The sequence below is a fragment of the Neolewinella litorea genome, assembly GCF_004803465.1.
Classification (GTDB): domain Bacteria; phylum Bacteroidota; class Bacteroidia; order Chitinophagales; family Saprospiraceae; genus Neolewinella; species Neolewinella litorea.
The window spans coordinates 331508-355016 of sequence record NZ_SRSF01000001.1 but is presented as its reverse complement, the minus strand read 5'-3'; the positions used below and the strand labels follow the sequence as shown (position 1 = coordinate 355016).

The window sequence follows — 23509 nt, the reverse complement described above, 5'->3', positions numbered from 1 at the left end:
ACCGACACCCCGACCACCTGGTCGCTCGAAGAACTCAAGGCGTTGCACGATCAGCCCCTGATGGAGTTACTCTTTCGTGCCGCTTCCGTGCACCGTGAATTTCACGACCCGAACGAAGTACAGGTTTCCAGCCTGGTGAGCATTAAAACGGGTGGATGCCCCGAGGACTGCGGGTACTGTCCACAAGCCGCGCGCTACCACACCGACATCGAGGAGAATGCCCTGTTATCGGTGGAACAGGTCAAGACCGCCGCCGAAAGGGCCAAGGGCCTGGGCAGCAGCCGCCTGTGTATGGGTGCCGCCTGGCGGAACGTGCGCGACGACGCCGAATTCGAGCAGGTTTTGGAACTGGTCCGCACGGTCAACGGCCTGGACATGGAAGTATGCGCCACGCTAGGTATGCTCACCCCCAATCAGGCCGAACGGCTGGCCGCGGCCGGGCTGTACGCCTACAACCACAACCTGGACAGCAGTGAGGACTTCTACAAGGAGGTTATCTCCACCCGGGGGTACGAAGACCGCCTGGAGACCATCGGCAATGCCCGCAAGGCTGGACTGACCGTCTGCTCCGGCGGCATCATCGGCATGGGCGAATCGGTGGAAGACCGTTTGAAAATGCTCCTCACCCTGGGCAGTCTGCGCCCGGTACCGGAATCCGTCCCCATCAACGCCCTGGTAGCCGTACCCGGCACTCCCCTGGAGGATCAGCGGCCCGTGGACATCTTCGAAATGGTGCGCATGATCGCCGTAACCCGTATCGTTCTGCCCACCACGACGGTACGCCTCAGCGCGGGCCGCACCGACATGACGCCTGAGGGACAGGCTCTGTGCTTCTTTGCCGGGGCTGGATCCATCTTCGCCGGCGACAAGCTACTTACTACGCCCAATCCGGAGGCCTTCGCCGATATGGAACTCTTCGACGCGCTTGGCCTGCGCCCCACCCAGGCCTACGCCAAGGGTGAGCGTCCGGTACCCACCGCCGACCCCGGTCCGCCCGAGCAAAAGCGGCCCATCCGCTGGAGTCGCCCCGGACACAAGATCGAGCGCAACGAAGCCAAAAGAAAGTAACCCCTTAGCACACTTAATAACTACCTCACTATGAGCCGCACGATGGTCGCCGGAAACTGGAAAATGAATACTACGCCCTCCGAGGGCAAGGCGCTCGTCCGCGCCGTGATGGAAAAAGTTCCGAATCCGGCCACCCGGGTGGTGTTTGGCGTTCCCGCCATTCAGTTGTTGGGCATTCAGGAGCTCGTAAAGGGGCACCCCAACTACGCCGTCGCCGCACAGAATATGCACCAGGAAGAAAGTGGTGCCTATACCGGAGAATTGAGTGCCGCCATGCTCGTCGACGCCGGCATTGAATACGTGATTCTCGGCCATAGCGAACGGCGGGACTACGCCGGTGAGGACGATGACCTCATCAACCTGAAGATCAATCGCGCGCTCAAGCATGGGCTCAAACCCATATACTGCTGCGGCGAAAAGCTCGACATCCGGCAGGCCGGCAACCAGGAGATCGTCGTGGGCCATCAGATCGAACAGGCGCTGTCTTCACTCGACCCCGAGCAAATTTCCCGGGTTGTCATCGCTTACGAGCCCGTCTGGGCCATCGGTACAGGCATGACCGCCTCCAACGAGCAGGCCCAGCAGATGCACGCTTACATCCGCAAGATGATCTCCAACCAGTTCGGCTCGGAAGTAGGCAATAACATCACCATCCTGTATGGCGGTTCCGTTAAGCCCAACAATGCCCGGGAACTGTTCGCGGAGCCGGATGTCGACGGCGGACTCGTAGGTGGAGCCAGCCTTGAAGCCGACAGCTTTGCGGCAATTATAGAAGCGGTGCGGCCCGCCTAGGTTGGGTTAGCCCTCGATGTGGAACGAAAGGGTGAAGGTGCGGCTCGTGACCTTCTCCAGTACCCGGCTTTCCGGCAGGCTGGGGTTAAACAGCAAGGTATTTCCGATCCCGTGGCTGATCTTGAACTCCGGTGATAGGATGAAGTAGGGAAAGAAGATCTGAATGCCCGCCCCGTACTCGATAGAATAGTCGTGGGGGCTGATGCGCACCAGTTCTTCAGCCTGTCGCGTGCGCGATTCGCTCGCCACGTCGAAACTGTACTTCATACCCGCGATCAGGAACAGGCGCTTGTCGCGGTAAGGTGCCGATTTGTACCGGAAGTAAAACGGCATCTCGATGAAGACCGACTCGATCTTCTCCTGGTTTACGGCCTGCCGCTCGGTGCTTTGCGTGTAGTTCAGGCTGCGTTCGGCGAAACTGAACCCCGGCGTGAAGCGAAAATCGAAGTAGCGCCCGAGCTTGAGGTTACCGATCAGGTTGAGATTGAAACCCGGCCCATTCAGGCTTTCCACCCCGACAATGGAATCGGTGTAGAGGAATTCCTCGCTGCGGTAGGGCGTGTAACGACTTGAGTTGAAGCCCAGCGTGATACCGAAGTAGTAGTCCTTATTCTGAAAATCGTAGAAGTTGTAATTATTGCCGCCGGTAAACTGGGCGCGCGCGCAGGTGCTGAGGCCGGCCACCAGCAGCAAAGCAAGGATCAGCGGGTGGCGGTGTAGATCGAAGCAATTCCGAAAGTTAGTGCTTGGCATTCCGTGTTGTTATAGCCGACCCGGTTAAGGATGGTCAGAAAGTCCTCCCCGCTGGGAAAGGCCTGCACGCTCTCGAACAGGTAGGCGTAGGCGCGGGGATCTTTGCTCTGTAAACGGCCGATGAGCGGCATAATTTTACCGAAGTACAGATTAAAGCCCCAACGAATCGGCGCGTAACGGATCCGACTGAATTCGAGGATGACCAGTTTGCCGCCCGGGCGCAGTACGCGGTGCATCTCCGCCAGCCCTTTCTCCAGGTTTTCGAAGTTGCGCACGCCGAACGCTACGGTCACCGCGTCGAAACTGCCGTCGGCGTAGGGCAGGTTCTCACTATCGCCCTGCTCGAGCAGGATGCGGTCTTGCAGGCCCGCCTGTTGAACCTTGGTGCGGCCGTAGGATAGCATGCCTTCACTCAAATCGATGCCGGTAACGTGCTCGGCGCCGGTGCGCCGGACGGTCTGAATGGCCACGTCGGCGGTACCGGTTGCGACGTCCAGGATGCGGCGGTGAGCCACGGGGTCAAGTTCGGCGATCATCTTGCGGCGCCAGAGGGTATCCACGCCCAGGGAGGTGCCTCGGTTGAGCAGGTCGTAGGTCGGGGCAATAGCGTCGAACATCCGCCCCACTTCCTCTTTTTTCGACTCACCTTCCCCGTAGGGCTTGATCACTGATTCCTTGCCTAACATATGGAGTACTTAACCCCTGATATTGCCTTTGGTTTACCTATGTTTTCCGGCACGATTTTTGTACCTTCGCGCGTAGGCGAATGCGCCCGTAATCAGGAGGATTGGTAACGGTTTTTGCCAGTTTTACACGGTTTGAACCTTTCGCGCGACACCCCTTAGGCGGGTGGCCCGCTGCGGTCTCACCACTCCATAACTATTAGCTCTAATATGCCAAATCAACGCATCATCCCGGTCAACATTGAGGACCAGATGAAATCGGCCTACATCGACTATTCGATGTCGGTCATTGTCAGTCGCGCGCTGCCCGACGTCCGCGACGGCCTGAAGCCCGTTCACCGGCGTGTACTATTCGGAATGTCGGAACTCGGCCTTAGCTACCGCGGATCGCACAAGAAATCTGCCCGTATCGTAGGTGAAGTACTCGGTAAGTACCACCCCCACGGCGACTCCTCCGTTTATGACACCATGGTCCGGATGGCCCAGGACTGGTCCCTTCGATACCCGCTGGTGGACGGTCAGGGTAACTTCGGGTCCATGGACGGCGACAGCCCGGCGGCCATGCGCTACACGGAAGCTCGTCTGCAGCGCATTTCCGACAGCATCCTCGGCGACCTGGACAAAGACACGGTTGACTTCCAACTCAATTTCGACGATACCCTGAAGGAGCCAACGGTGATGCCCACCCGCATCCCGAACCTGCTGGTCAACGGTGCCTCCGGCATCGCGGTAGGTATGGCCACCAATATGCTGCCCCACAACCTCAACGAAGTTGTTGACGGCGTAATCGCCCTGGTTGATAATCCGGACATTACGGTCGACGAGCTGATGGAGTTCGTCAAGGCCCCTGACTTCCCGACCGGCGGCATAATTTTCGGTATGGACGGCGTGCGGGAGGCTTTCCGTACCGGCCGCGGGCGCGTGGTCGTGCGCGGACGCGCCGACATCAAGGTCGACAACAACGACCGGGAGACCATCATCATCAGCGAGATCCCCTACCAAGTCAACAAGGCTACTCTGGTGGCCAAGATCGCCGAGCTGGTGAACGACGGCAAGATCACCGGCGTAAGTGCGGTGCGCGACGAATCCGACCGCGACGGCCTGCGCATTGTGATCGAAATCAAGCGCGACGCGATGGCCTCCATCGTATTGAGCTACCTCTACAAGTATACGCCCCTGCAGAGCAGCTACGGCGTGAACAACGTGGCCCTGGTGGGCGGGCGTCCGATGACGCTTAACCTCAAGGACCTCATCCGCGAGTTTGTGGCCTTCCGACTGGAGGTGATCCAGCGCCGGACCCTGTTCGAACTGAACAAGGCACTGGCCCGCGCCCACATCCTCATCGGCCTGCTGATCGCGCTGGATTACCTGGATGAGGTGATCCGTCTTATCCGCGCCAGTTCCAGTCCCGAGGAAGCCAAAGAAGGCCTCATGGCGGGTGACTTTGTCGAGGACAAGACCGCTTTCTGGAACAAATTCGGAAGCCTGGTCAAGGAAGTGCAGACCAACGAGCTCATCGTTCTCGACGGCAACGTGATGAGCGAGGAACAGGCCCGCGCCATCCTCGACATGCGCTTGCAGAAGCTTACCGGTCTGGAGATCGACAAGATCCGCGACGAGTACGCCGAGATCCGGGACCTCATCGACCGCCTGCGTGCCATTCTGGAATCGGAAGAGCTGCAGCGTGGGATAATCAAGGAGGAGCTACAGGACGTTCGGGCCCGCTTCGGCGACGAACGCCGCTCGGAGATCAGCCTCGATACCGCCGACATCTCCATTACCGACATGATCGCCGACGAAGACGTCGTGGTCACCATATCCCACCTGGGCTACATCAAGCGTACCCCCGTGGCCGAATACCGCGCCCAGGGCCGGGGCGGCCGGGGTAGCCGGGGTTCGAAGACGCGCGATGCTGACTTTATCGAGCACATCTTCATCGCCAGCAACCACAACTACCTGCTGCTCTTCACCGAGCAGGGACGGTGCTTCTGGCTGCGGATCTACGAAATTCCCGAAGCGGGCAAGAACAGCAGCGGACGGGTCATTCAGAACATCCTGGCGATGCCCAAGGAGGACTCGGTACGCGCTTACATCAGCGTAGCAGACCTTACCGATGAGGAATTCCTGCAGCAGCACTCGGTGATCTTTGCTACCCGGCGCGGTCAGGTGAAAAAGACCAGCCTGGAAGAGTACAGCCGCCCCCGCACCAATGGCGTGAACGCCATCACCATCAACGAAGGCGATGAACTGCTGGAGGCCCGGCTGACGAACGGAAGCTCCCACGTATTTCTGGCCACCCGCAAGGGACAGGCCATCCACTTCGAGGAAGAGAAGGTGCGCAATATGGGTCGGAACGCCGCCGGTGTCCGGGGTATCACCTTGAATGGTGACGACGACGCGGTGGTAGGAATGGTAACCATCGACCACGAAACCGACGCCGACAAATCCATTCTCGTAGTTAGCGAGAAGGGCATGGGCAAGCGTTCCGAATGGTCGGAATACCGGATCACGAACCGCGGCGGAAAGGGAGTCGCCACCATGAAGATCAGCAAGAAAACCGGCGAACTGGTCACGATCAAGGCCGTCAGCGACGACGACGACCTGATGATCACCAACCGCTCCGGTATCCTGATCCGCACCTCGATGGAGGACTTGCGGGTGATGGGCCGGTCCACCCAGGGCGTACGCCTGATCAAACTTGACGGCGATGACGCCATTGCCGATGTGGCCGTGGTAAGCATTGAGGAAGATGACCTGGTCACTGGCGAGGAAGAATAAATTTCTCACCGCCCACGATTTACAAAGCCGTCAGTAGCAACCACTACTGACGGCTTTTACATTGCGTAGACCCGCATGAACACCCGCTTACACGGGGTGTTTCATAAATTTTAGGAAGGTATTAACGATACTTGCCCCTTCAATTAACGTTTTGCAATTATCCTTTGGCGCTGAAAATCGTCTACAGGACAACACACAAACCATTCTGAAACCAACAAACTTTACCCATGCGTAAATTTATGCTCAGCGCTCTTTTTGCCGTCTTTGCCATCACTGCCGCCTTCGCGCAGAGTGGAGAGGACGCGCTCAAGAACGCCTCCAAATCTTACAAAAGCTACCAGTCGGGTAACGACGTGGTAGAGCTGCAGGCCGCCGTAGACGCCATTCAGGTTGCTATGGACGATGCCACTATTCAGTCCGACGTCGATGCCTACCTGACCGCAGGTGACATTTACTCTGCCGCCATCCAGCGCTACGTTCAGGACCGCACCCTGGCCGGTGAAGAACCGATCGAGCCCATCGTTGCCAAGGCCGCTTCCCGCGCCGCCCAGGCCTATATGAAGGCTTACAATATCGCCGAGAAGAGCCGCGACCAAAAAACCGCTCTCCGCGGTCTCGAGGCGCTGCAGGGGAACATTTCGAACGAGGGTATTTTTGCCATTCAGGACAAAAACTACCAGGACAGCTACGAAGCCTTTAACACCAGCGTGACCGTCCATGACTTCATCACCGAGAAAGGTGGTGACAGTGCCTTCGCGGAAGATGATACCAAGCTCAACGACGAGCGTTACTACGCCGCCCTCTCCGCCGTACTCAATGAGCAGTACGATGCAGCCGAGCCCCTCTTCATTGCTCTCTACGAATCCGGCTACGAAGACGCCGGTCTGTACGACGGCCTTTACAAGGTCTACAGCGGTAAAGGTGATATGGAAAAAGCCGGACAGTACCTGACCGAGGGTCGTGAAAAGTACCCCCAGGAAACCCAGCTGCTCTTCACCGAGATCAACTACTATCTTGCCCAGGGCAAACTGGACGAGCTGACCGACAAACTGAAGGAAGCCATCGCCGCCGAGCCCGAAAACGTGAGCCTCTACGCTACGCTCGGTCAGGTTTACGACCAGCTGTACCAGTCGCAGCGGGATGAAAACCCCGAGAAAGCGGAAGAATACTTCCAGCAGGCCAAGGCTAATTACGAAGCCGGTTTGGAGAAGCAGCCCGAGAACGCTTCGCTCATTTACAGCCTTGGTGCTCTCTACTTCAACCGTGCCGCCAAGATGACCGAAAAGCTTGTTGAGCTCGGAAACGACCTGACCAAAGATGGTCAGGCCAAGTACGAAGCGATGGAGAAGCAGATCAACTCCGAGTTTGACCAGGCATTCCCCTACTTCAAGAAAGCCGAGCAGACCGACCCCAACAACCTCAATACCCTCATCGCCCTCAAGGAGATCTTCGCGCGCCGCGACGACTATGATGCCTCCAATGAAATGAAGGCTCGTATCGAGCGCGTACAGGCCGGTGAGAAAATCGAGTCGAGCTACTTCCAGAACTAGGTAGCCGCTTACCCCACGGTAAGTCAAAACAGTAAGCCCCGTCGGATCGTAATCCGACGGGGCTTTTTGTTTGCTAGGCTAAGTCGGACCTGAGTCCTAAACCTGCGATCAGCCAAATAAGGCGAGCTGCCCGTTGTCCGTCGCGTGCCGCCCGGTGCGGGCACCGGTGTAGAGCACCTGCTGACGGATGGCCGAAGGGTCGAAACCCAGTTGCCGGAAATCCCGGTCGGCGGACAGCAGAAAATATTGAGCCCGTTTCCACACCACTCCGATTTTCTGCAGGTGCTCCCGGCGCAAGGGACGGAAACGGCGCGCATCGACGATTTTGCGGGCCGACTTGACGCCTACTCCGGGAATGCGCAAAATCATCTCGTAGGGTGCGGCGTTGACATCGACGGGAAACAGGGCCGGGTTACGCAGGGCGTACGCCAGCTTGGGATCGAGGTCGGGATCGAGATTTGGATTGTCCTCATCTACGATCTCATCGGCCCGGAAGCCGTAGAACCGCATCAGCCAATCGGCCTGGTACAGCCGATTTTCGCGCCGAAGCGGGGGGGCGGCAAGGGTGGGCAGCCGACTATCATTGCTGATGGGGACGTAGCCGCTGTAGTACACCCGTTTGAGTTGTTGGTCACGGTATAGGGTGGATGCCAGCGACAAAATATCCTTGTCGCTTTCCGGACTGGCGCCGATAACCATCTGGGTAGACTGGCCGGCTGGCGCGAAGTTCGGCGTTTTCATTAGGGACCGCTTTTCCTCCCGGTAGCCGGTAATAGAAGACTTCAGGAAAATCATGGGTTTGTACACCTCGGCGTAATTCTTCTCCGGTGCCACCTTCTTCAGACTGACTTCACTGGGCATTTCCAGATTGACACTCAGGCGATCGGCGTACAGACCGGCCTCATGGATTAGATCGTCACTGGCTCCGGGAATGGCCTTCAGGTGGATGTAGCCGTTGAACTTGTGTTCGTTACGCAGGGTCCGGGCGATGCGGACCAGGCGTTCCATCGTGTAGTCCGCACTCTTGAAAATGCCGGACGACAGGAAAAGTCCTTCGATATAATTGCGCCGGTAGAAATTGAGGGTAATGTCCACCACCTCCTCCACGGTGAAGGCAGCGCGCTTTACGTCGTTGCTTCGCCGGCTCACGCAGTAGGCGCAGTCGAAAATGCAGTGATTGGTGAGCAGGATTTTGAGGAGGGAAACGCAGCGCCCGTCCTGGGTATAGGTATGGCATATGCCCATGCCCGTCGCATTACCAAGGCCATCCACGGTATTCTTGCGCTTGCTGCCACTGCTGCTGCACGAGACATCGTACTTGGCGGCATCGGCCAGGATAGTAAGTTTCTCGGCAGTTCTTTCGTTCATCGTTCTCGGGGTGGCTACAAATATACAACAAAATGTAGGCTTAAAACGTCAGCCACCAGCTATTGTTGCAGCCGGCGGATTTGCCACCGCGACTACGGGTCACAAACCACATTAGCGATTTTTCGCAATAATTTCGAGGTACAGAAAAAAGGCCGGATATAACATTTTTGTTGTTCAGGTTGAAAGCTGAATCCTAATATCTTTTGTAAAAGGGGCTATCTTACACTATATAATATTTTAGTACTATCTAAAATATGACAATTATTCTATTGTTGCAATTAATGCTATGCCTTGCCTAAATTTTGACGTAACGTTCCCATAACATACCCGCCTGAAATTGACTGTTGGTACAACATATCTTTGTAGGGTCAACCGGGAGCACCGCGCAGGTAAGTCGATAATACCCAAAGCGTACGACCCCTTTCGCCCCCCGGTTCTCTAAAGTGGCATGATCGACTTTAAGCTTTATTCAGAGCGGCCTTCCGAGTAGGGGGCCGCTCTTTTTTATCCCGCTACGCAACGAAATCCCAAGTGATTCAATCCGCTGTCGGCCGCGGTGAACTGCCGTTGTTGGAGGTTGAATCCGGTGCAGTAGCTGGTGCTGCAAAGGAATGATCCGCCCTTGATGATAAACTCCCCGGTCGCGGGTTTTTCGGAGGCCGTCCATTCCCAGACGTTACCGGCGAGATCGTAGAGCCCCTTTTCGTTCGGCGGGAATTGCTTGACGGCTGCCAGGCCCGCGAAGCCATCTTCCAACCGGTTCTCGTAGGGGAAGGGACCTTGCCACCAGTTGCCGAGGTAAGCCCCCTGCGGGAGCATTTCGTCTCCCCAGGGAAATGGCCGTTCTGTTTCACCACCGGTGGCCGCGTACATCCATTCCGCTTCGGTAGGAAGTCGCTTGCCGGCCCATTCGGCGTAGGCGCGCGCGTCGCGGATACTCACCTGGGTAACGGGATGTTGGGGTTCGGCCGGCGGCGCATCTGGTCCCTGGGGGTATTGCCAGTTGGCCCCCGTGACCGGCTGCCACGACAATTGCTCCAGGTCAAACACCCCTGACCAGCCATAGTCGTCCGCTTCCGTAGTGTATCCGGTAGCCGCCACGAATTCGGCAAACTGCGCGGTAGTGACCTCCGTGGGGTCGATGTAAAAACCGCCTTCCGGCTCGTCGATCCAGACCATATCCGGGGTGGGCGGACCGGATTCCGGGCGGGAAACCGAAGCTACCTTGCTTTCGCAGGAGTATACGGCACCGGCGAACGCGCCCAAAAAGAGGAGTTGCAACAGGGACATAAGGGGATAAAAACGATATTGCCCCAAAATACGAATGATGAGACGTTTGCCGGCAGAATGGGAGCCGCAACAAATGGTACTGTTCTCCTTCCCGCGCCGAGCGGGCGATTGGGGGGAAGTACTGGACGCCGCCTCCGAAGCGATGATCGAGGCCGCCAACGCCGTTCAGCAGGTGTGTCCGACCCAAATGGTCGTCGGCGACCGGGAACATTACACACGCTACGCCGATCGCTACGCGGGGTCGGTCAGCTTCCTGCCCACCGACGACTGCTGGATCCGGGACTCCGGGCCGATCACGGTGGTCAACGGCACCCCTACCCTGCTGGATTTCACCTTCAACGGTTGGGGTGGAAAATTCGACGCCCGGCGCGACAACGAGCTGCCCGAACGTCTCCACCGCGAACTGTTCCCCACGGCCGGGTACGAACGGATTGCCGCCGTGCTGGAAGGCGGGTCAATCGAAAGCGACGGCCGGGGGACCTTGCTCACCACCTCACGGTGCCTGCTCTCCGACGGACGCAACGATTATAAGGACAAGGCTGAGGCAGCGGACATGCTCCAGCGCAACCTGGGAGCCGAACGGGTAATTTGGCTGGACTACGGGGAATTGCTGGGCGACGACACGGATGCACACATAGATACCGTGGCGCGCTTCCTTGACCCCCGCACCATCGCTTACGTTGGTCCACCCCCGACCAGCGACCCGCAGCACGCGGATTTTTCCGCTATGAAGCGGCAGCTGGAAAGCCAGGCCAACGATTACCAACTGGTGGAACTGCCGTGGGCCGGACAGGTCAGCAGCCGCCTGGACGGTCACCGCTTGCCGGCTTCCTACGCCAATTTTCTCATTAGCAACGGTACCATCTTCGTGCCCACGTACGGAACCGAAGCGGATCAGTCGGCGCTTGACATTCTTGCCGATCACGGCTCCTACCGGGTGGTGGGGGTAAACTGCTTACCTTTCGTAGAGCAGCACGGTGCCCTCCATTGCCTTACCATGCATATACCAGACTGGAAACAGCTGACCAAATCCTGAGCCATGAAACCGGTTACCCGCCGCAATTTCCTCCACCGCGTGCCCGTCGCCCTCTCAGCCGCCGCGGTGGTAACGGCCTGTGCCGATTCCGACCCCGATGCGCCAAGCGCCGTGTCCGGACCCGGAGGACCTGTCGTGATTTCTACCTGGCAACACGGTCTGGCCGCCAACGAAGCCGCCTGGAAGGTGCTGCAGGCGGGGGGCAATGCACTCGACGCGGCCGAGACGGGCGTAAAGATCACTGAAGCCGATCCTGAGGTCAGCACCGTAGGCATTGGTGGCCGGCCTGACCGCGATGGCATCGTCACCCTCGATGCGGCCATCATGGACGGGGCCGGCGACTGCGGTAGCGTGATGGCCTTACAGGATATTCTGCATCCGATTTCGGTGGCGCGGCGCGTGATGGAAAATACACCCCACGTGATGTTGGCCGGGGAAGGCGCGCGGCAGTTTGCCCTCGCGGAAGGCTTTACTACCACCAATCTTCTTACCGAGGAGAGCGAACGGGAATGGAAAAAATGGAAAGCGGAGAACCCCGGATACCGTCCCCCGATCAACGTGGAGAACCACGATACGATCGGACTGCTGACCCTGGACCAGGACGGTCATCTTGCGGCCGCTTGCACCACCAGCGGTGCGGCCTATAAATACCACGGGCGCGTGGGCGATTCGCCGATCGTGGGTGCCGGGCTATACGCAGACAACGAAGTCGGAGCCGCCACGGCTACCGGCTGGGGCGAAGCGGTAGTGAGGGCGTGCGGCTCCTTTCTGGTGGTAGAACTGATGCGGCAGGGACACTCCCCCACCGAAGCCTGCCGCCTGGCCGTGGAACGGGTGATCGCCAAAAATCCCGATTACCGGGAAATTCAGGTAGGTTTCATCGCCCTGGCCAAGGATGGGACAACCGGTGGCTACTGCATCCACCCCGATTTTGATTACGCAGTTTACACCGCCGACGCGGGCAACCGCATGGTGGTGCCGGACAGCAAAATTCCGCGCAATGGATAGACCCCTCTTTGAGGTATGCCTCCAGGGTGTTGACGACGTTTTCGCCGCGCAGGCCGGCGGGGCCGACCGGGTGGAATTATGTGCCGCACTGATCGAGGGCGGCCTCACACCCAGCTATGGAACGGTGGCCGCGAGCCTGGAGGCCGGCATCGAAATTATGGCCATGATCCGCCCACGAGGGGGAGATTTTGACTACAGTTCGCGGGAGCTGGATGCGATGGAACGCGACATTCACGCCTTTCGCGACCTCGGGATAACGGGAGTGGTTTTCGGTATGCTTACGCCGGAAGGGCATGTGGCGCGCGCGCAGGTGCAACGCATGGTCAAGGCCGCCGGACCGATGCAGACGACCTTCCACCGGGCCTTCGATGTTTGTTTGGACCCCCTGGAAACGCTGGAAGAGCTGGCCGCCCTGGGGGTGGACCGAATCCTTACTTCCGGACAACGTAGCACGGTGCCGGAGGGCATTGCCCTGATCCGGGAACTCATCGAACGGGCGGGCGACCGGATCACGATCATGCCGGGGTGCGGCATTACCCCGGAGAACGTCAAACAGATCATTGATCTGACCGATGCCCGTGAGTTCCACGCCACGGCTTTTGACCGAATGGAAAGCCGGATGATCCACCGCAATCAGGAAGTTTACATGGGCATTCCGGGTTTGCCGGAATACGAACGGGAGGCCGTTACGCCCGCCGCCGTGCGGCGATTCCTGCGGCAATTCGATTAGCCCCCTGCCAATTAGGCCAATCGCCTGCGCCGGTTATACCATCATTTTAGCGAAGGATAATTTGGTTAACGGTTTTGTTAGCAAAATATTTTTCGATTTAAAATATTTTCACGAACAAGTCTTTTCCTAAATCCGTAGCGGTATAGATCGACGTACCTACAACAGAGGGTACGCGCTCGTGCCCTTTATTTTCACAAACCAACAACAGCACATATGAGTACATTATTACTTCGCTGGGTGGGTTGTCTGATCATGTTTTTCGCCGTTACTCAGGTAAGCATCGCCTCCTCGCACCGTGAGGCTCCCCTGATTGCCGACGATCCCTTGGCCGACAACACCGACGTTTACGCGTTCGTCAGTCCCGACGACCCCTCCACGGTGACCCTTATCGCCAGCTACATTCCGATGCAACTGCCCCAGGGCGGCCCCAACTACTATACGTTCGGGGAAGACATCCGCTACGAGATCCACGTCGACAACGACGCCTCCGTACCCGGCGACGAAATCACCTACCGCTTCACCTTCACCCGGGTGAACGAAGACCCCACTACCTTCTTCAACATCCGCCTCGGCGCCGAGAACATCAAAGCCACCTATACGCTGGAACGCAGCATGGACGGCGGAGAGACTTTCATAACGATCGTGGAGAACGGTATTGTCCCACCCTATAACATCGGGCCACGCTCGATCGAAAGTGGCGTGGGTCTGAATGCCGACTACGAGAATTTGTGGGAAAACGCCATCACCCAAGCCACCACCGGCGAGATGGTGTTCGCCGGCCCCTCCGACGATCCTTTCTTTGTTGACCTTGGCGGCATCTTCGACCTGGGCGACAGCCCCCGGCAAGGAGAAGACGACATCAGCCGCGACGGTCTGGCCCAATTCAACGTGCATACCCTCGCCATCAAGGTGCCGATCAGCACCCTGAAAAAAGCGGGTTCCGCCGCCCGGCCCTCCAGCATACTGGACGGCGATTTCGTCATTGGCGTGTGGGCTTCGGCCAGCCGCCGCTCGGTACGTACCCTGTACCGCGACGGTGATGTAGTCGACGACGGCCGTTTCGTACAGGTAAGCCGCCTGGGCATGCCCCTCACCAATGAGGCCGTCATTCCTATCGGAATGAAGGACTACTGGAACGCCATTACGCCCTACGACGAACTGCGCGACACTGTGCTGGACAAGTACTTCTACAACCCGGAGCTTGCCCTTTACATGGACACGGCATTCTTTGCCGCCGCCGTTCCCGCTTTCGCACCCCTGCGTATCCAGGAACAGAGTCCTACCCTGCTCGGTAACGTGGATTTCTCCAATGGTGCCGACGGACTCTTCATCCTTAAAGGAAATGCCGTATTGGATGGCACCGCCCTGGATGACGACGTTTTTGGAACCCTGTTGCTGCCCGGCCCCGGACAGCCCCGGTCGGTCGACCTTTGGCCCATCTTCCACACGGGAGTACCCAACTTCCCGCCCTACCAACTGGCCACCGGAAAACCCGCGGGAAATCCCCTGGCTCCCGGCAAACCCTTCATCAACAACTTCCTGCCCAACGGTGGTGACATGCTGCGCCTGAATATGGCCGTGCCCCCTACACCCCGCAACAGCGACAACTTCAGTTCGCTGGGATTGGTGCAGGCAGCCGTTCTCGGCCTGACGGATGCAGCCTTCAGCAGTGATTCACTGCAGATGATCCCCAACATGGACGGTTTCCCTAACGGACGCCGCCTGGAGGATGACGTGACCCGCATCGAACTGCAGGCCGTTTCCGGAATCGTGCTTGCCGCGGTGGGACTGTTCTACGACGACTACGACCTGGACGGCGGCGGAAGCCCCGTAACCCCCGCCCTGCTCAACGTGCTGGGCTACACCACGGAAGTAGAGTCAAACGACGTACCCTTCCGCACTACCTTCCCTTACGTAGCCATTCCGTGGCGCGGCACGGAAGTAGACCACACCAATTTTGCTGAGTAAGCACAATCGGGAATCCATCTAACTGGCCTCTCCGGCACTTCGGTGCCGGAGCCTATCATAAACAATCATGACATCCATTCAATCAATCAATCGTGGCGTACTGCTACTGCTGGCCCTGCTGCTGGCGTCGGCGGCCTACGCCTCTTCACACCGCGAAGCCCCGCTGATCGCGGATGACCCCCTGGCCGACAACGTCGACGTTTACGCCTTCCGGTCTCCGGACAATCCGGACATGGTCACGCTGATCGCCACCTACATCCCCATGCAACTTCCCCACGGCGGACCCAACTGGTACCATTTCGGGGAAGACATCCGCTACGAGATCCACGTGGATAACGATGTGGCTACTACCGGTGACGACATCATCTATCGGTTTACCTTCCGTCGCACGAACGAAGATCCTACCACCTTCTTCAACATCCGCCTCGGAAAACAAAACCTGAAGACGACCTACACCCTCGAGCAGATCGACAACGACGGTAACAGCACGGTACTGGTCGCAAACGGTGATGTGCCGGCGCCCAACATTGGCCCCCGCTCCATCGAATCGCCTGTAGGATTAGGTGAGGAGAGCTACGCCTCCTACTCCAACTCGACGATCCAGACCACCAGCAACGGAATTGAGGTATTCGCCGGACCGGTGGATGACCCCTTCTTCGTTGACCTGGGCGGCATCTTTGACCTGGGCAATGCCCCCCGCCAGGAGGAGGACCCCATCGACGGCCTTGCCTGCTTCAACACCAATGCGTTGGTACTGAACGTACCCATCACCGAACTGCTCAAGGATGGTGTAGACGGTACGCCGGACAACATCCTGGACGGCGACTTCGTGATCGGCGTATGGGCTTCCGCCAGCCGCCCGCGCGTCCGCATCCTGCAGACCGACGGCACCAAAGCTGAAGTGGTCGACAGCCAGTACATCCAGGTGAGCCGTCTGGGTATGCCCCTGACCAACGAAGCCATCATTCCGATAGGTATGAAGGACTTCTGGAATGCCTGCACCCCCTACGACGAAGCACGGGATACCATCTTTGATCGGTACTTCTACAATCCGGAACTCGCCCTCTATATGGACGACGACCTGTTCGGGGGCGCCGTACCGGCCTTCGCACCCCTGCGTATTCAGGAGGCGAGCTACACGGTGCTCGGACCGGTTGACTTCACGAACGGAGCCGACGGACTCTTTATCCTCAAAGGAAACGAGGTCCTCGACGGCACCGCACTGGATGATGAAATCTTTGGCAACCTGTTGCTACCTGGCGCCAATAAGCCGCGCTCGGTGGACCTTTGGCCCATCTTCCATACCGGAGTACCCAACTTCCCGCCCTACCAACTGGCTACCGGCAAACCCGCCGGCAACCCGCTGGCAACCGGCAAACCGTTCATCAACAACTTCCTGCCGAGCGGCGGAGATATGCTGCGGCTGAACATGGCTGTGCCCGTCACCCCGCGTGAGTCCGACGACTTCAGTTCCCTGGGCCTGGTACAGGCCGCGGTTCTTGGTCTGACCGACCCCCGATTCAACGGTAGCGACTCCCTGCAACTGATCCCCAACATGGATGGCTTCCCCAATGGACGCCGCCTGGAGGATGACGTGACCCGCATCGAACTGCAAGCCGTGTCGGGTGTAGTACTGGCCGCAGTAGGCCTCTTCTACGACGACTACGATCCGTCGGAAGACGACAGTCCGGTTACCGCGGATCTGGTGAGTGTTCTCAGCTACACCACCGGGGTAGAAATGAACGACGAACCCTTCCGGTCTGAATTCCCTTACCTCGCCCTGCCCCACAGCGGCAAAGGGGAGTGCAGCGGAGCCCTTCGTCCGAACTCTACGGCCGGTGCCCTGCCCGAAGAAGGAATTGGTATGAACGCCCCCAACGTGGTTGGCGTCAACTTCCCCAACCCCTTCCGGAACCAGACGACCATTAAACTCCACGTTCGTGAAGCCGCCGCAGTCAGTGTAGACCTCTACGACGTGAACGGCCGGAAACTGGAGAACCTGGCCAAGGAAGTACTTCCCGCCGGAGAACACCAGATCGACGTTCGCCTGAACCAACTCCCCGAAGGACTGTACTTCGCCGTAGTCAGCAATGGCAGCGGTAAGATTCTGCAGACCCTGCGCATGGTTAAAACCAACTAGGATCATTTGACCGTATTTTACTGAAGCGTGGCACTCGGGTTTTTGACCTGGTGCCGCGCTTTATTATTTTAAATTTTATAATATTCCACTATGATAAAGCCTATGCTGTTGGCCCCTATTGCGGTCCTGTTCCTCCTCTTTACCGCCTGCGATTCGTCTTCGACGGAAACCGCTGATGCACCGGAGGACCAGCTTGACATCCCGGCATTGCTCCCGCGCCCCGACGCCCTGCAAACCACGGCGGAATGGGACCAGACGCAAAGTGGGTATTCCCAAATGGTGGGAAAACTCCGGCTGGAAGACCCCGACGCGATCGAGCCGAGAATCACCATCGCCAAAATTTTCATCAACGAGGCCCGCGTGACCGGTGAGCACGGACACTACTACCCCGCCGCGCTGAAGTTGCTGGATGAAGCCCTTGAGCTTAACCACAAGGGACCAAAAGATCCGAACCTGGAATTTGATGCCCTGTCGACCAAGGCCGGCGTCCTGTTGTCGCAGCACGAATTCTCGGAAGCCCTGGCCGTGGCCAGGTCCGCCGTGAGCATTAACCCCTACAATGCGCAGGTTTACGGCGCAATCGTGGACGCCAACGTTGAACTGGGCAACTACGAAGCGGCCGTAAAGGCGGCGGACAAGATGAACGAGATTCGCCCCGACCTGCGGTCGTACAGCCGCGCCTCTTACCTGCGGGAAATCCACGGCGACGTGGAAGGCGCCATCGATGCCATGAAGCGGGCCGTGCGGGCCGGAGCCCCCGGTTACGAATCCACCGCCTGGGCCAGACTGACCCTGGGTCAACTCTACCACCGGTACGGGCAACCCGAAAACGCCGCCCAGGAATACGCCATCATTCTCCGTGAACGCCCGAACTACCCCTTCGCCGTGGCCGCCCAAGCGGAACTGGCAATGGATGAGAAAAACTACGAAGAGGCCGAACGACTGCTGGAGGAAGCCCGGTCCATTATTCCGGAAGTAGGTTTCTACGTCGACCTGGCCAAGCTGTACAAGATCCAAGGCCGGGAGGAAGAACTGACCGCCACCAAAAAGGAAATTATGGCCATGTTGCAGGACGACGTAGACAGCGGCCACAATATGGATCTGGAATACGCGACAGTCTACCAGGATATTTACGAGGACTACGACAAGGCCCTGGAATACCTGGAAGAAGAGTACGAGCGACGCCCAAACAACATCGACGTGAACCGTTTGCTGGCCGACCTATACGTACAGCGGGGGGAATTTGGCAAGGCACAGGAGCACCTCGTTAAAGCCGCCGTGACCGACAGCAAGCACCCGAAACTGGCGGAATTACAAGCGACCACCGCAGAAGCTACCAAGTAGGCGTAGCGATCAGTCCGATCTCCGGGCCGTGACCGTCACCGTGTCTCCGAGCCGGACGGGACCCACACCGCCTCTCCACAGGGCGTTCTCACCAAAAAGCACCTTATTGCCCCGCTTGCGGAAGGCGGCAAGACTGGCCAGCACGCGGGGATCGCGATCTCCGGTCGTCGGTTCATTGGTGACCATGATGCAACGGGCGCACGGTTTCGGTAAGTCAAATTTGTGATCGCCGATGGACAGTGAAGCCCAGTTGTCTTCGGCGAAGGCTTCGCTACTGTTGACTACCACGTTGGGTCGAAACCGCAGCATATCGAGGGCCTCGCCGTAGCGGCGGCCAAGTTCGGCCAGACTGCCAGTACTGGCAATGAGGTATGGAAAGCCGTCGGCAAAACTAACGGTCTCGTCCGGGCCAGCGTAACGCTGATCAACGGGGCGACGGGAATCAGCATCCATATACACCAGGCGCACCCCCGAAAGTCCCAGGCGGTCGCCGAAATCGGCAGGCGTTTCCACGAGTGTCGCGGTGAAGGTATCGTCCCATACCGTGACCATGATCTGGGGTGCTCCCGTGGGTTGGGCCTCCTGGGTTTTCCACATCCATTCGGCGGAGCTCCGCTCGCGGATGCCGAGTCCATTATCGGGCAATATCTCGGCCGTGAAGCGGGCCAACTGCGGATATTCCCTTTGGGACACGAAGCGCCCGTGGGTGTCGATCAGCATCCAGCGGCGGTCGCCGGTAAATCCCCTTTCGCGGGGCTCCAGGGCGGCTACCGACTGGCCACCGAGGCTTTTGATCGGATAACGGTAAAGCGCTACGACCTTCATCAGGCCTGCACGGGTTCGACCAGTTCCGGCACCTCCACCTGGGTGCCCAGCAGGTCCTGCATGGTCTCCCGGCGTCGGATCAGGTGCACCTTACCGTCCAGGATCATGACCTCCGCGGGCCGGTAGCGGCTGTTGTAGTTGCTGGCCATCATGAAGCAGTAGGCACCGGCATTGGCCATCGCCAGGATATCCCCTTCGCGTACTTCCCCGAGTTGACGGTTGATGCCGAAGGTATCCGTTTCGCAGATGTAGCCGACCACGGTGTAAATCCGGGGTTTGCCCTGCGGGTTGCTGATGTTGGTGATGTGGTGGTAGGCGTCGTAGAACATGGGGCGGATAAAGTGATTCAGACCGCTGTCGACTCCCGCAAAGACCGTAGCGGGAGTGGTCTTGACCACGTTGGTGCGTACGAGAAACGTACCTGCCTCACTCACGAGAAATTTGCCGGGCTCGAACATCAGTTCCAGCTCGCGGCCGTAGCCCGCGCAGAATTCATTGAACCGCTCGCTGAGCTGCTGGCCCAGGTCTTCGATATCGGTGGCGATGCCGCCTTCTTTGTACGGCACCTTGAAGCCGGAGCCGAAATCGAGGTAATCCAGATCGGGAAAATCGCCGGCGGCGCGCAGCAGGATCTCCACCGCCTGCAGGAAAACCTGCGCGTCAAGAATGTCGGAGCCGGTATGCATGTGCAGTCCTTCGACCTTGAGATCGAGCGCATTGACCACTTTTAGTACGTGGGGTACCTGGTGGATGCTGATGCCGAACTTGGAGTCGATATGTCCCACGCTGATCTTGCTGTTTCCCCCCGCCATGATGTGGGGATTCAGCCGGATGCAAACGGGGACGCCCCTGTGCTGGTCGCCGAACTGCTCGAGGATGGAAATATTGTCGATGTTGATCCGGACGCCCTTGGTCACGGCCTCATTGACTTCCTCCAGGCTTACGCAGTTGGGGGTGAAAAGGATATCGTGGGGATCGAAGCCGGCCATGAGGCCCAGTTCGACTTCCTGCATAGATACCGTATCGAGGCCGCTGCCCAACTGCCGGAACAGCCGCAGAACGTTGAGGTTGGTCAGGGCCTTGCAGGCGTAGTTGATGCGCAGCCGCTTGACGCCGGAAAACGCCCGATGGATGCGCTCATACTGCTGTTTCATCTTGTTGGCGTCGTACACGTAAAGTGGTGCGCCGTATTCTTCCGTAAGGTTCAGAAGGTCGACACCTGAAACCGTAAAGCGTCCATTCTTAAACTGCATAATTATGGGGATTGCGGGGGCTTTAGCCTGAAGGTAGAGAAGGTATGAACATATACAGGTGGGTCACAGGTTTCATGAAGAAATGCAAATGTCAATTTTCCTGCAAGCCGAGGGTTATACCGGTGAACTTTGGTGGATACTGGGTGCCCTCATCGTATTGGGTATTGTCTTTTACCTCACCAAGCGGGCCCAATATACGCAGCGGGCCAAGCACCTCAAGAACAGCGATCCGTACCAGGAGGTAGTGAACGATACCAGCTACAACATTAATCAGGAGGGCATCGATGGCCACCGGTCGGATGACCTGACCGCCGAGCAGGCCCAACGCACCACCGAGAATATGAAAGATGGCGGACGCATTCCGAGCGATGAGGAATACCACGACCTGAAGGACGACACGAAGAAGGACCGCTAAGGCAACAATCCCGGCGGCAGGGCGTCTTTACCGCAATGAAGCAGCTGGATAAATTGATGGCGAAGTCCTTCGTGGGGCCCTTCATCGTCACCTTCGCCATTGCGCTTTTCGTTCTGCTGATGCAGATCCTCTGGCTCTATCTCGACGACATCGCCGGGAAAGGTCTCAGCTTTTTCCTCATCATGGAATTGCTGGCCTATAAGTGCGTCGGATTGGTACCGTTGGCCCTTCCCCTTGCCCTGCTCATTTCTTCCGTGATGGTGTTGGGGAACCTGGCCGAGCATTATGAGCTTTCCAGCTTCAAGTCGGCGGGCGTATCCCTGTTGCGAGTCATCCGGATGCTGATCATATTCGGGGCCATCAGCGCCGGCGTTTCCTACTTGTGCAGCGACTACATCATCCCGGCCGCCAACCTCCAGTTTGGTGCCCGGATGTACGACATCCAGCAGAAAAAGCCTACCCTGAACATGGAGCCGGGGGTATTCAACGAAGACTTTAACCAATTTACCATCCGCCTGGGTGATCGCGGAGACGATGGCCGCAGGATTGAAGACGTCCTCATCTACGACCATACGAAAGCCAACGTGGGCGAACTGAGCCAAATCACCGCTGAGGACGGCGAGATGTACACCTCCGACGGCGGGGATTTCTTCATTATGCGGCTTTTCAACGGGCACCAGTACGTAGAGCAGCGGCCCAGCGGAAGGGAAGGTCGAAGTACGCCCTTCATGCGGACCAGCTTTGACGCCTACACCAAGGTCTTCGACCTGAGCGAATTCAAACTGGAGAAGCACGCCACCTCCCTTTTCAGCACCAACCGCAGCATGCTCTCCACCTGGCAATTGCGGGAAGGGGTGGATTCCATCGATACCGACATTGCCGTACGGAAGCAGGGCCTCAGCAATCACCTGTTGGCCTACCTTCCCCAACTTCCCCGCGATACGAATACCTATCGCATACAGGGGACATCCGGTAATGAGTTCATTTCCACCGATTCCTTGCTGGCTGAAGCGGAGCCGAGCCCCCTGGACAGCATTGAAAAGCTGGAAGCCGCCTACCGCCCTCTCCATGCGGCACCCCGGCCGGAAGAGCGCGCTCAAACGCCGGACAGTGTTCGACAGCGCTTCATCCTGGAACGGCAGCGGGAACTTGAAACCCGTCGGGCGGCGCGGATGGCGGAAGCGGCCCACCATCCGTTGGTGGAGGGGGCTTCGCCCTGGCCCGGCATCCGGAGCCTGCTCGACAGTGTACCCCGTGAGGACCATTCCCGCATCTACAACCGGGCGCGTTCGAGTATCCGCTCCGTTACCGCCCAGGCTCAGTCGACATTGCGTCTGCTGCCGGGCATCCAGGAATCGCGGGTCAAGCACATCTATGATATGCACATGAAATACAGCATGGCCGTGGTGTGTATCATCTTCATCTTCATCGGTGCGCCCATGGGGGCTATCGTGCGCAAGGGTGGCTTCGGCTACCCGATCCTGGTCAGCATCATTTTCTTCGTGATATTTATCATCCTGACCATCTTCTGTCGCAAGCTGGCCGAAAGCTTCGTCGTCAGCGGTGTGTTTGCCGGCTGGCTGCCCTGTCTGATCCTTTTCCCCATCAGCCTGTGGATCACCTTCAGCGCCATGAACGACGCCAAACTGGTGGATACCGACCGGGCGAAGGAGGCCCTGCGCCGGGCCCGCGACAGCAAGCGGGTGGAAGCCCTGCGTCGGCGCATGGCGAAGTCCTAATTTCGCTACCTTCGCCACATGCCGTTTACCAGACGTCACTTCACGCCGCCCAGCCTGCGACCGCGGACCTTCATCCGGGCCAACCGCTTTTTTCTGCTGGGGGTGTTGCTGCTTATTCTGGCCAACCTGTACCTCGTCCTGACGCGGCAGCAAGGTGAGGCGCTCATCGCCATCAATCAACTGCGCACGCCGGAACTCGACCTCTTCTTCATCAACGGTACGCGACTGGGTGAGCCCATTGCCTACGTCGTGGTTATTCTGGTAGCCCTCACCTTCCGGCTACGGACGGCTATTTTCGCCGCCGCCACCGGGGCCGCCGTGGGCATCTTTACCGGCCTGCTCAAGCTCTATTTCGCCCAGGCGCGGCCGATGCGCTACTTCTTCGACAACTTTGAATCTACCTGGAACGACCTGAACCTCTTCGATGAGACGATGCGCAACTGGGGCGACACCAGCTTTCCCAGCGGCCATTCGGCTTCCGCTTTCGCCCTGTACAGCTTCATCTGTTTTAACGTCCGGCGCCCCAAGATCCTTATTAGCATTCTCTGCTTCCTGCTGGCCATCGAGGTGGCCTTCAGCCGAATGTACCTGCTGTACCACTTTCTCCGCGACGTAACCGCCGGTGCCTTCATTGGTCTGCTCATCGCGGTGCTGATGTTTTTCCTGCAGTGGAAAGTTTTCCCCGATAACAAGCTGCTCAACGACGGCATCTGGTGGACCCGGAGCCCAAAAGTCCCTCCCGTAGACGACAGCGTCACGCCCGATTAAC

The 23509-nt window shown here is 58.3% G+C and carries 19 protein-coding genes; 13 read left to right on the top strand and 6 right to left on the bottom strand.

Translation table 11 applies throughout. The annotated features are described in order from the left end of the window. Positions 1-60: 60 nt before the first annotated feature. Positions 61-1068 (top strand): biotin synthase BioB, encoded by a 1008-nt coding sequence (bioB, locus tag E4021_RS01560; protein WP_406603356.1) that lies wholly within the window; start codon positions 61-63, stop codon positions 1066-1068. A gap of 30 nt (positions 1069-1098) precedes the next feature. Further along, positions 1099-1860, top strand: a complete 762-nt coding sequence (gene tpiA / locus E4021_RS01555; RefSeq protein WP_168797416.1) for a triose-phosphate isomerase — start codon at positions 1099-1101, stop codon at positions 1858-1860. 6 nt (positions 1861-1866) lie between these two features. Here tpiA and porT read toward each other — a convergent pair whose 3' ends face one another. Further along, the gene (gene porT, locus E4021_RS01550) at positions 1867-2613 is read right to left on the bottom strand and encodes a type IX secretion/gliding motility protein PorT/SprT (protein WP_136456135.1); all 747 of its coding nucleotides are present in this window, start codon (positions 2611-2613) and stop codon (positions 1867-1869) included. After that, a complete protein-coding gene (gene ubiE / locus E4021_RS01545; protein WP_136456134.1) occupies positions 2562-3299 on the bottom strand; it encodes a bifunctional demethylmenaquinone methyltransferase/2-methoxy-6-polyprenyl-1,4-benzoquinol methylase UbiE in 738 nt (245 codons plus the stop codon). Before ubiE ends, porT begins: the two co-directional genes overlap by 52 nt. 207 nt (positions 3300-3506) lie before the next feature. Between ubiE and gyrA the strand changes: the two genes are divergently transcribed. Next, a complete protein-coding gene (gene gyrA / locus E4021_RS01540) occupies positions 3507-6074 on the top strand; it encodes a DNA gyrase subunit A (protein WP_136456133.1) in 2568 nt (855 codons plus the stop codon). Between the two features lie 227 nt (positions 6075-6301). After that, positions 6302-7624, top strand: a complete 1323-nt coding sequence (locus tag E4021_RS01535) for a tetratricopeptide repeat protein (RefSeq protein ID WP_136456132.1) — start codon at positions 6302-6304, stop codon at positions 7622-7624. Between the two features lie 108 nt (positions 7625-7732). Here E4021_RS01535 and E4021_RS01530 read toward each other — a convergent pair whose 3' ends face one another. Both E4021_RS01530 and E4021_RS01525 read right to left on the bottom strand, forming a co-directional pair. Continuing rightward, positions 7733-8992, bottom strand: a complete 1260-nt coding sequence (locus tag E4021_RS01530) for a putative DNA modification/repair radical SAM protein (RefSeq protein WP_136456131.1) — start codon at positions 8990-8992, stop codon at positions 7733-7735. A gap of 504 nt (positions 8993-9496) precedes the next feature. Further along, on the bottom strand, positions 9497-10282 hold the full coding sequence (locus E4021_RS01525) for an SUMF1/EgtB/PvdO family nonheme iron enzyme (protein ID WP_136456130.1): 786 nt from the start codon (positions 10280-10282) through the stop codon (positions 9497-9499). Positions 10283-10319: 37 nt separating this feature from the next. Here E4021_RS01525 and E4021_RS01520 point away from each other — a divergent pair, with 37 nt between their 5' ends. The 6 genes from E4021_RS01520 (at position 10320) to E4021_RS01495 (ending at position 18508) form a co-directional block, all read left to right on the top strand. Further along, entirely contained in the window at positions 10320-11318 is a 999-nt protein-coding gene (locus tag E4021_RS01520) for an agmatine deiminase family protein (protein WP_168797415.1), read from the top strand. Between the two features lie 3 nt (positions 11319-11321). Next, positions 11322-12326: a N(4)-(beta-N-acetylglucosaminyl)-L-asparaginase gene (locus E4021_RS01515; RefSeq protein WP_136456128.1), complete on the top strand. Its 1005-nt coding sequence runs from the start codon at positions 11322-11324 to the stop codon at positions 12324-12326. After that, entirely contained in the window at positions 12319-13056 is a 738-nt protein-coding gene (locus E4021_RS01510) for a copper homeostasis protein CutC (RefSeq protein ID WP_136456127.1), read from the top strand. Before E4021_RS01515 ends, E4021_RS01510 begins: the two co-directional genes overlap by 8 nt. Before the next feature lie 213 nt (positions 13057-13269). Next, positions 13270-15024, top strand: coding sequence for a DUF4331 domain-containing protein (locus E4021_RS01505; protein WP_136456126.1), 1755 nt, complete (start codon positions 13270-13272; stop codon positions 15022-15024). A 67-nt stretch (positions 15025-15091) separates the two neighbouring features. Next, positions 15092-17164, top strand: coding sequence for a T9SS type A sorting domain-containing protein (locus E4021_RS01500; protein ID WP_136456125.1), 2073 nt, complete (start codon positions 15092-15094; stop codon positions 17162-17164). 90 nt (positions 17165-17254) lie between these two features. Beyond that, the gene (locus E4021_RS01495) at positions 17255-18508 is read left to right on the top strand and encodes a tetratricopeptide repeat protein (protein WP_246050193.1); all 1254 of its coding nucleotides are present in this window, start codon (positions 17255-17257) and stop codon (positions 18506-18508) included. A 9-nt stretch (positions 18509-18517) separates the two neighbouring features. Here the strand turns inward: E4021_RS01495 and E4021_RS01490 are convergent, their stop codons facing one another. Further along, positions 18518-19333: an MOSC domain-containing protein gene (locus E4021_RS01490; RefSeq protein ID WP_136456124.1), complete on the bottom strand. Its 816-nt coding sequence runs from the start codon at positions 19331-19333 to the stop codon at positions 18518-18520. Next, positions 19333-20586 carry a diaminopimelate decarboxylase gene (gene lysA / locus E4021_RS01485; RefSeq protein WP_136456123.1) on the bottom strand — a complete coding sequence of 418 codons (1254 nt, stop codon included), beginning with the start codon at positions 20584-20586 and terminating at the stop codon, positions 19333-19335. The genes E4021_RS01490 and lysA overlap by 1 nt, the downstream gene beginning before the upstream one ends. Before the next feature lie 88 nt (positions 20587-20674). Here lysA and E4021_RS01480 point away from each other — a divergent pair, with 88 nt between their 5' ends. From E4021_RS01480 to E4021_RS01470, 3 genes are read left to right on the top strand one after another with little or no spacing between them, the layout of a single operon-like run. After that, positions 20675-21001, top strand: coding sequence for a hypothetical protein (locus tag E4021_RS01480; RefSeq protein ID WP_136456122.1), 327 nt, complete (start codon positions 20675-20677; stop codon positions 20999-21001). Between the two features lie 35 nt (positions 21002-21036). Further along, on the top strand, positions 21037-22740 hold the full coding sequence (locus E4021_RS01475; RefSeq protein ID WP_136456121.1) for an LptF/LptG family permease: 1704 nt from the start codon (positions 21037-21039) through the stop codon (positions 22738-22740). Positions 22741-22758: 18 nt separating this feature from the next. Continuing rightward, the gene (locus tag E4021_RS01470; RefSeq protein WP_136456120.1) at positions 22759-23508 is read left to right on the top strand and encodes a phosphatase PAP2 family protein; all 750 of its coding nucleotides are present in this window, start codon (positions 22759-22761) and stop codon (positions 23506-23508) included. Position 23509: the final 1 nt, after the last annotated feature.

What these genes read in the sequence shown, in the direction of transcription:
- bioB (WP_406603356.1), top strand. Translation starts at nt 61, where the DNA reads ATGGAGTTACTCTTTCGTGCCGCTTCCGTGCACCGTGAATTTCACGAC.
- tpiA (WP_168797416.1), top strand. Translation starts at nt 1,099, where the DNA reads ATGAGCCGCACGATGGTCGCCGGAAACTGGAAAATGAATACTACGCCC.
- porT (WP_136456135.1), bottom strand. Translation starts at nt 2,613, where the DNA reads ATGCCAAGCACTAACTTTCGGAATTGCTTCGATCTACACCGCCACCCG.
- ubiE (WP_136456134.1), bottom strand. Translation starts at nt 3,299, where the DNA reads ATGTTAGGCAAGGAATCAGTGATCAAGCCCTACGGGGAAGGTGAGTCG.
- gyrA (WP_136456133.1), top strand. Translation starts at nt 3,507, where the DNA reads ATGCCAAATCAACGCATCATCCCGGTCAACATTGAGGACCAGATGAAA.
- E4021_RS01535 (WP_136456132.1), top strand. Translation starts at nt 6,302, where the DNA reads ATGCGTAAATTTATGCTCAGCGCTCTTTTTGCCGTCTTTGCCATCACT.
- E4021_RS01530 (WP_136456131.1), bottom strand. Translation starts at nt 8,992, where the DNA reads ATGAACGAAAGAACTGCCGAGAAACTTACTATCCTGGCCGATGCCGCC.
- E4021_RS01525 (WP_136456130.1), bottom strand. Translation starts at nt 10,282, where the DNA reads ATGTCCCTGTTGCAACTCCTCTTTTTGGGCGCGTTCGCCGGTGCCGTA.
- E4021_RS01520 (WP_168797415.1), top strand. Translation starts at nt 10,320, where the DNA reads ATGAGACGTTTGCCGGCAGAATGGGAGCCGCAACAAATGGTACTGTTC.
- E4021_RS01515 (WP_136456128.1), top strand. Translation starts at nt 11,322, where the DNA reads ATGAAACCGGTTACCCGCCGCAATTTCCTCCACCGCGTGCCCGTCGCC.
- E4021_RS01510 (WP_136456127.1), top strand. Translation starts at nt 12,319, where the DNA reads ATGGATAGACCCCTCTTTGAGGTATGCCTCCAGGGTGTTGACGACGTT.
- E4021_RS01505 (WP_136456126.1), top strand. Translation starts at nt 13,270, where the DNA reads ATGAGTACATTATTACTTCGCTGGGTGGGTTGTCTGATCATGTTTTTC.
- E4021_RS01500 (WP_136456125.1), top strand. Translation starts at nt 15,092, where the DNA reads ATGACATCCATTCAATCAATCAATCGTGGCGTACTGCTACTGCTGGCC.
- E4021_RS01495 (WP_246050193.1), top strand. Translation starts at nt 17,255, where the DNA reads ATGATAAAGCCTATGCTGTTGGCCCCTATTGCGGTCCTGTTCCTCCTC.
- E4021_RS01490 (WP_136456124.1), bottom strand. Translation starts at nt 19,333, where the DNA reads ATGAAGGTCGTAGCGCTTTACCGTTATCCGATCAAAAGCCTCGGTGGC.
- lysA (WP_136456123.1), bottom strand. Translation starts at nt 20,586, where the DNA reads ATGCAGTTTAAGAATGGACGCTTTACGGTTTCAGGTGTCGACCTTCTG.
- E4021_RS01480 (WP_136456122.1), top strand. Translation starts at nt 20,675, where the DNA reads ATGTCAATTTTCCTGCAAGCCGAGGGTTATACCGGTGAACTTTGGTGG.
- E4021_RS01475 (WP_136456121.1), top strand. Translation starts at nt 21,037, where the DNA reads ATGAAGCAGCTGGATAAATTGATGGCGAAGTCCTTCGTGGGGCCCTTC.
- E4021_RS01470 (WP_136456120.1), top strand. Translation starts at nt 22,759, where the DNA reads ATGCCGTTTACCAGACGTCACTTCACGCCGCCCAGCCTGCGACCGCGG.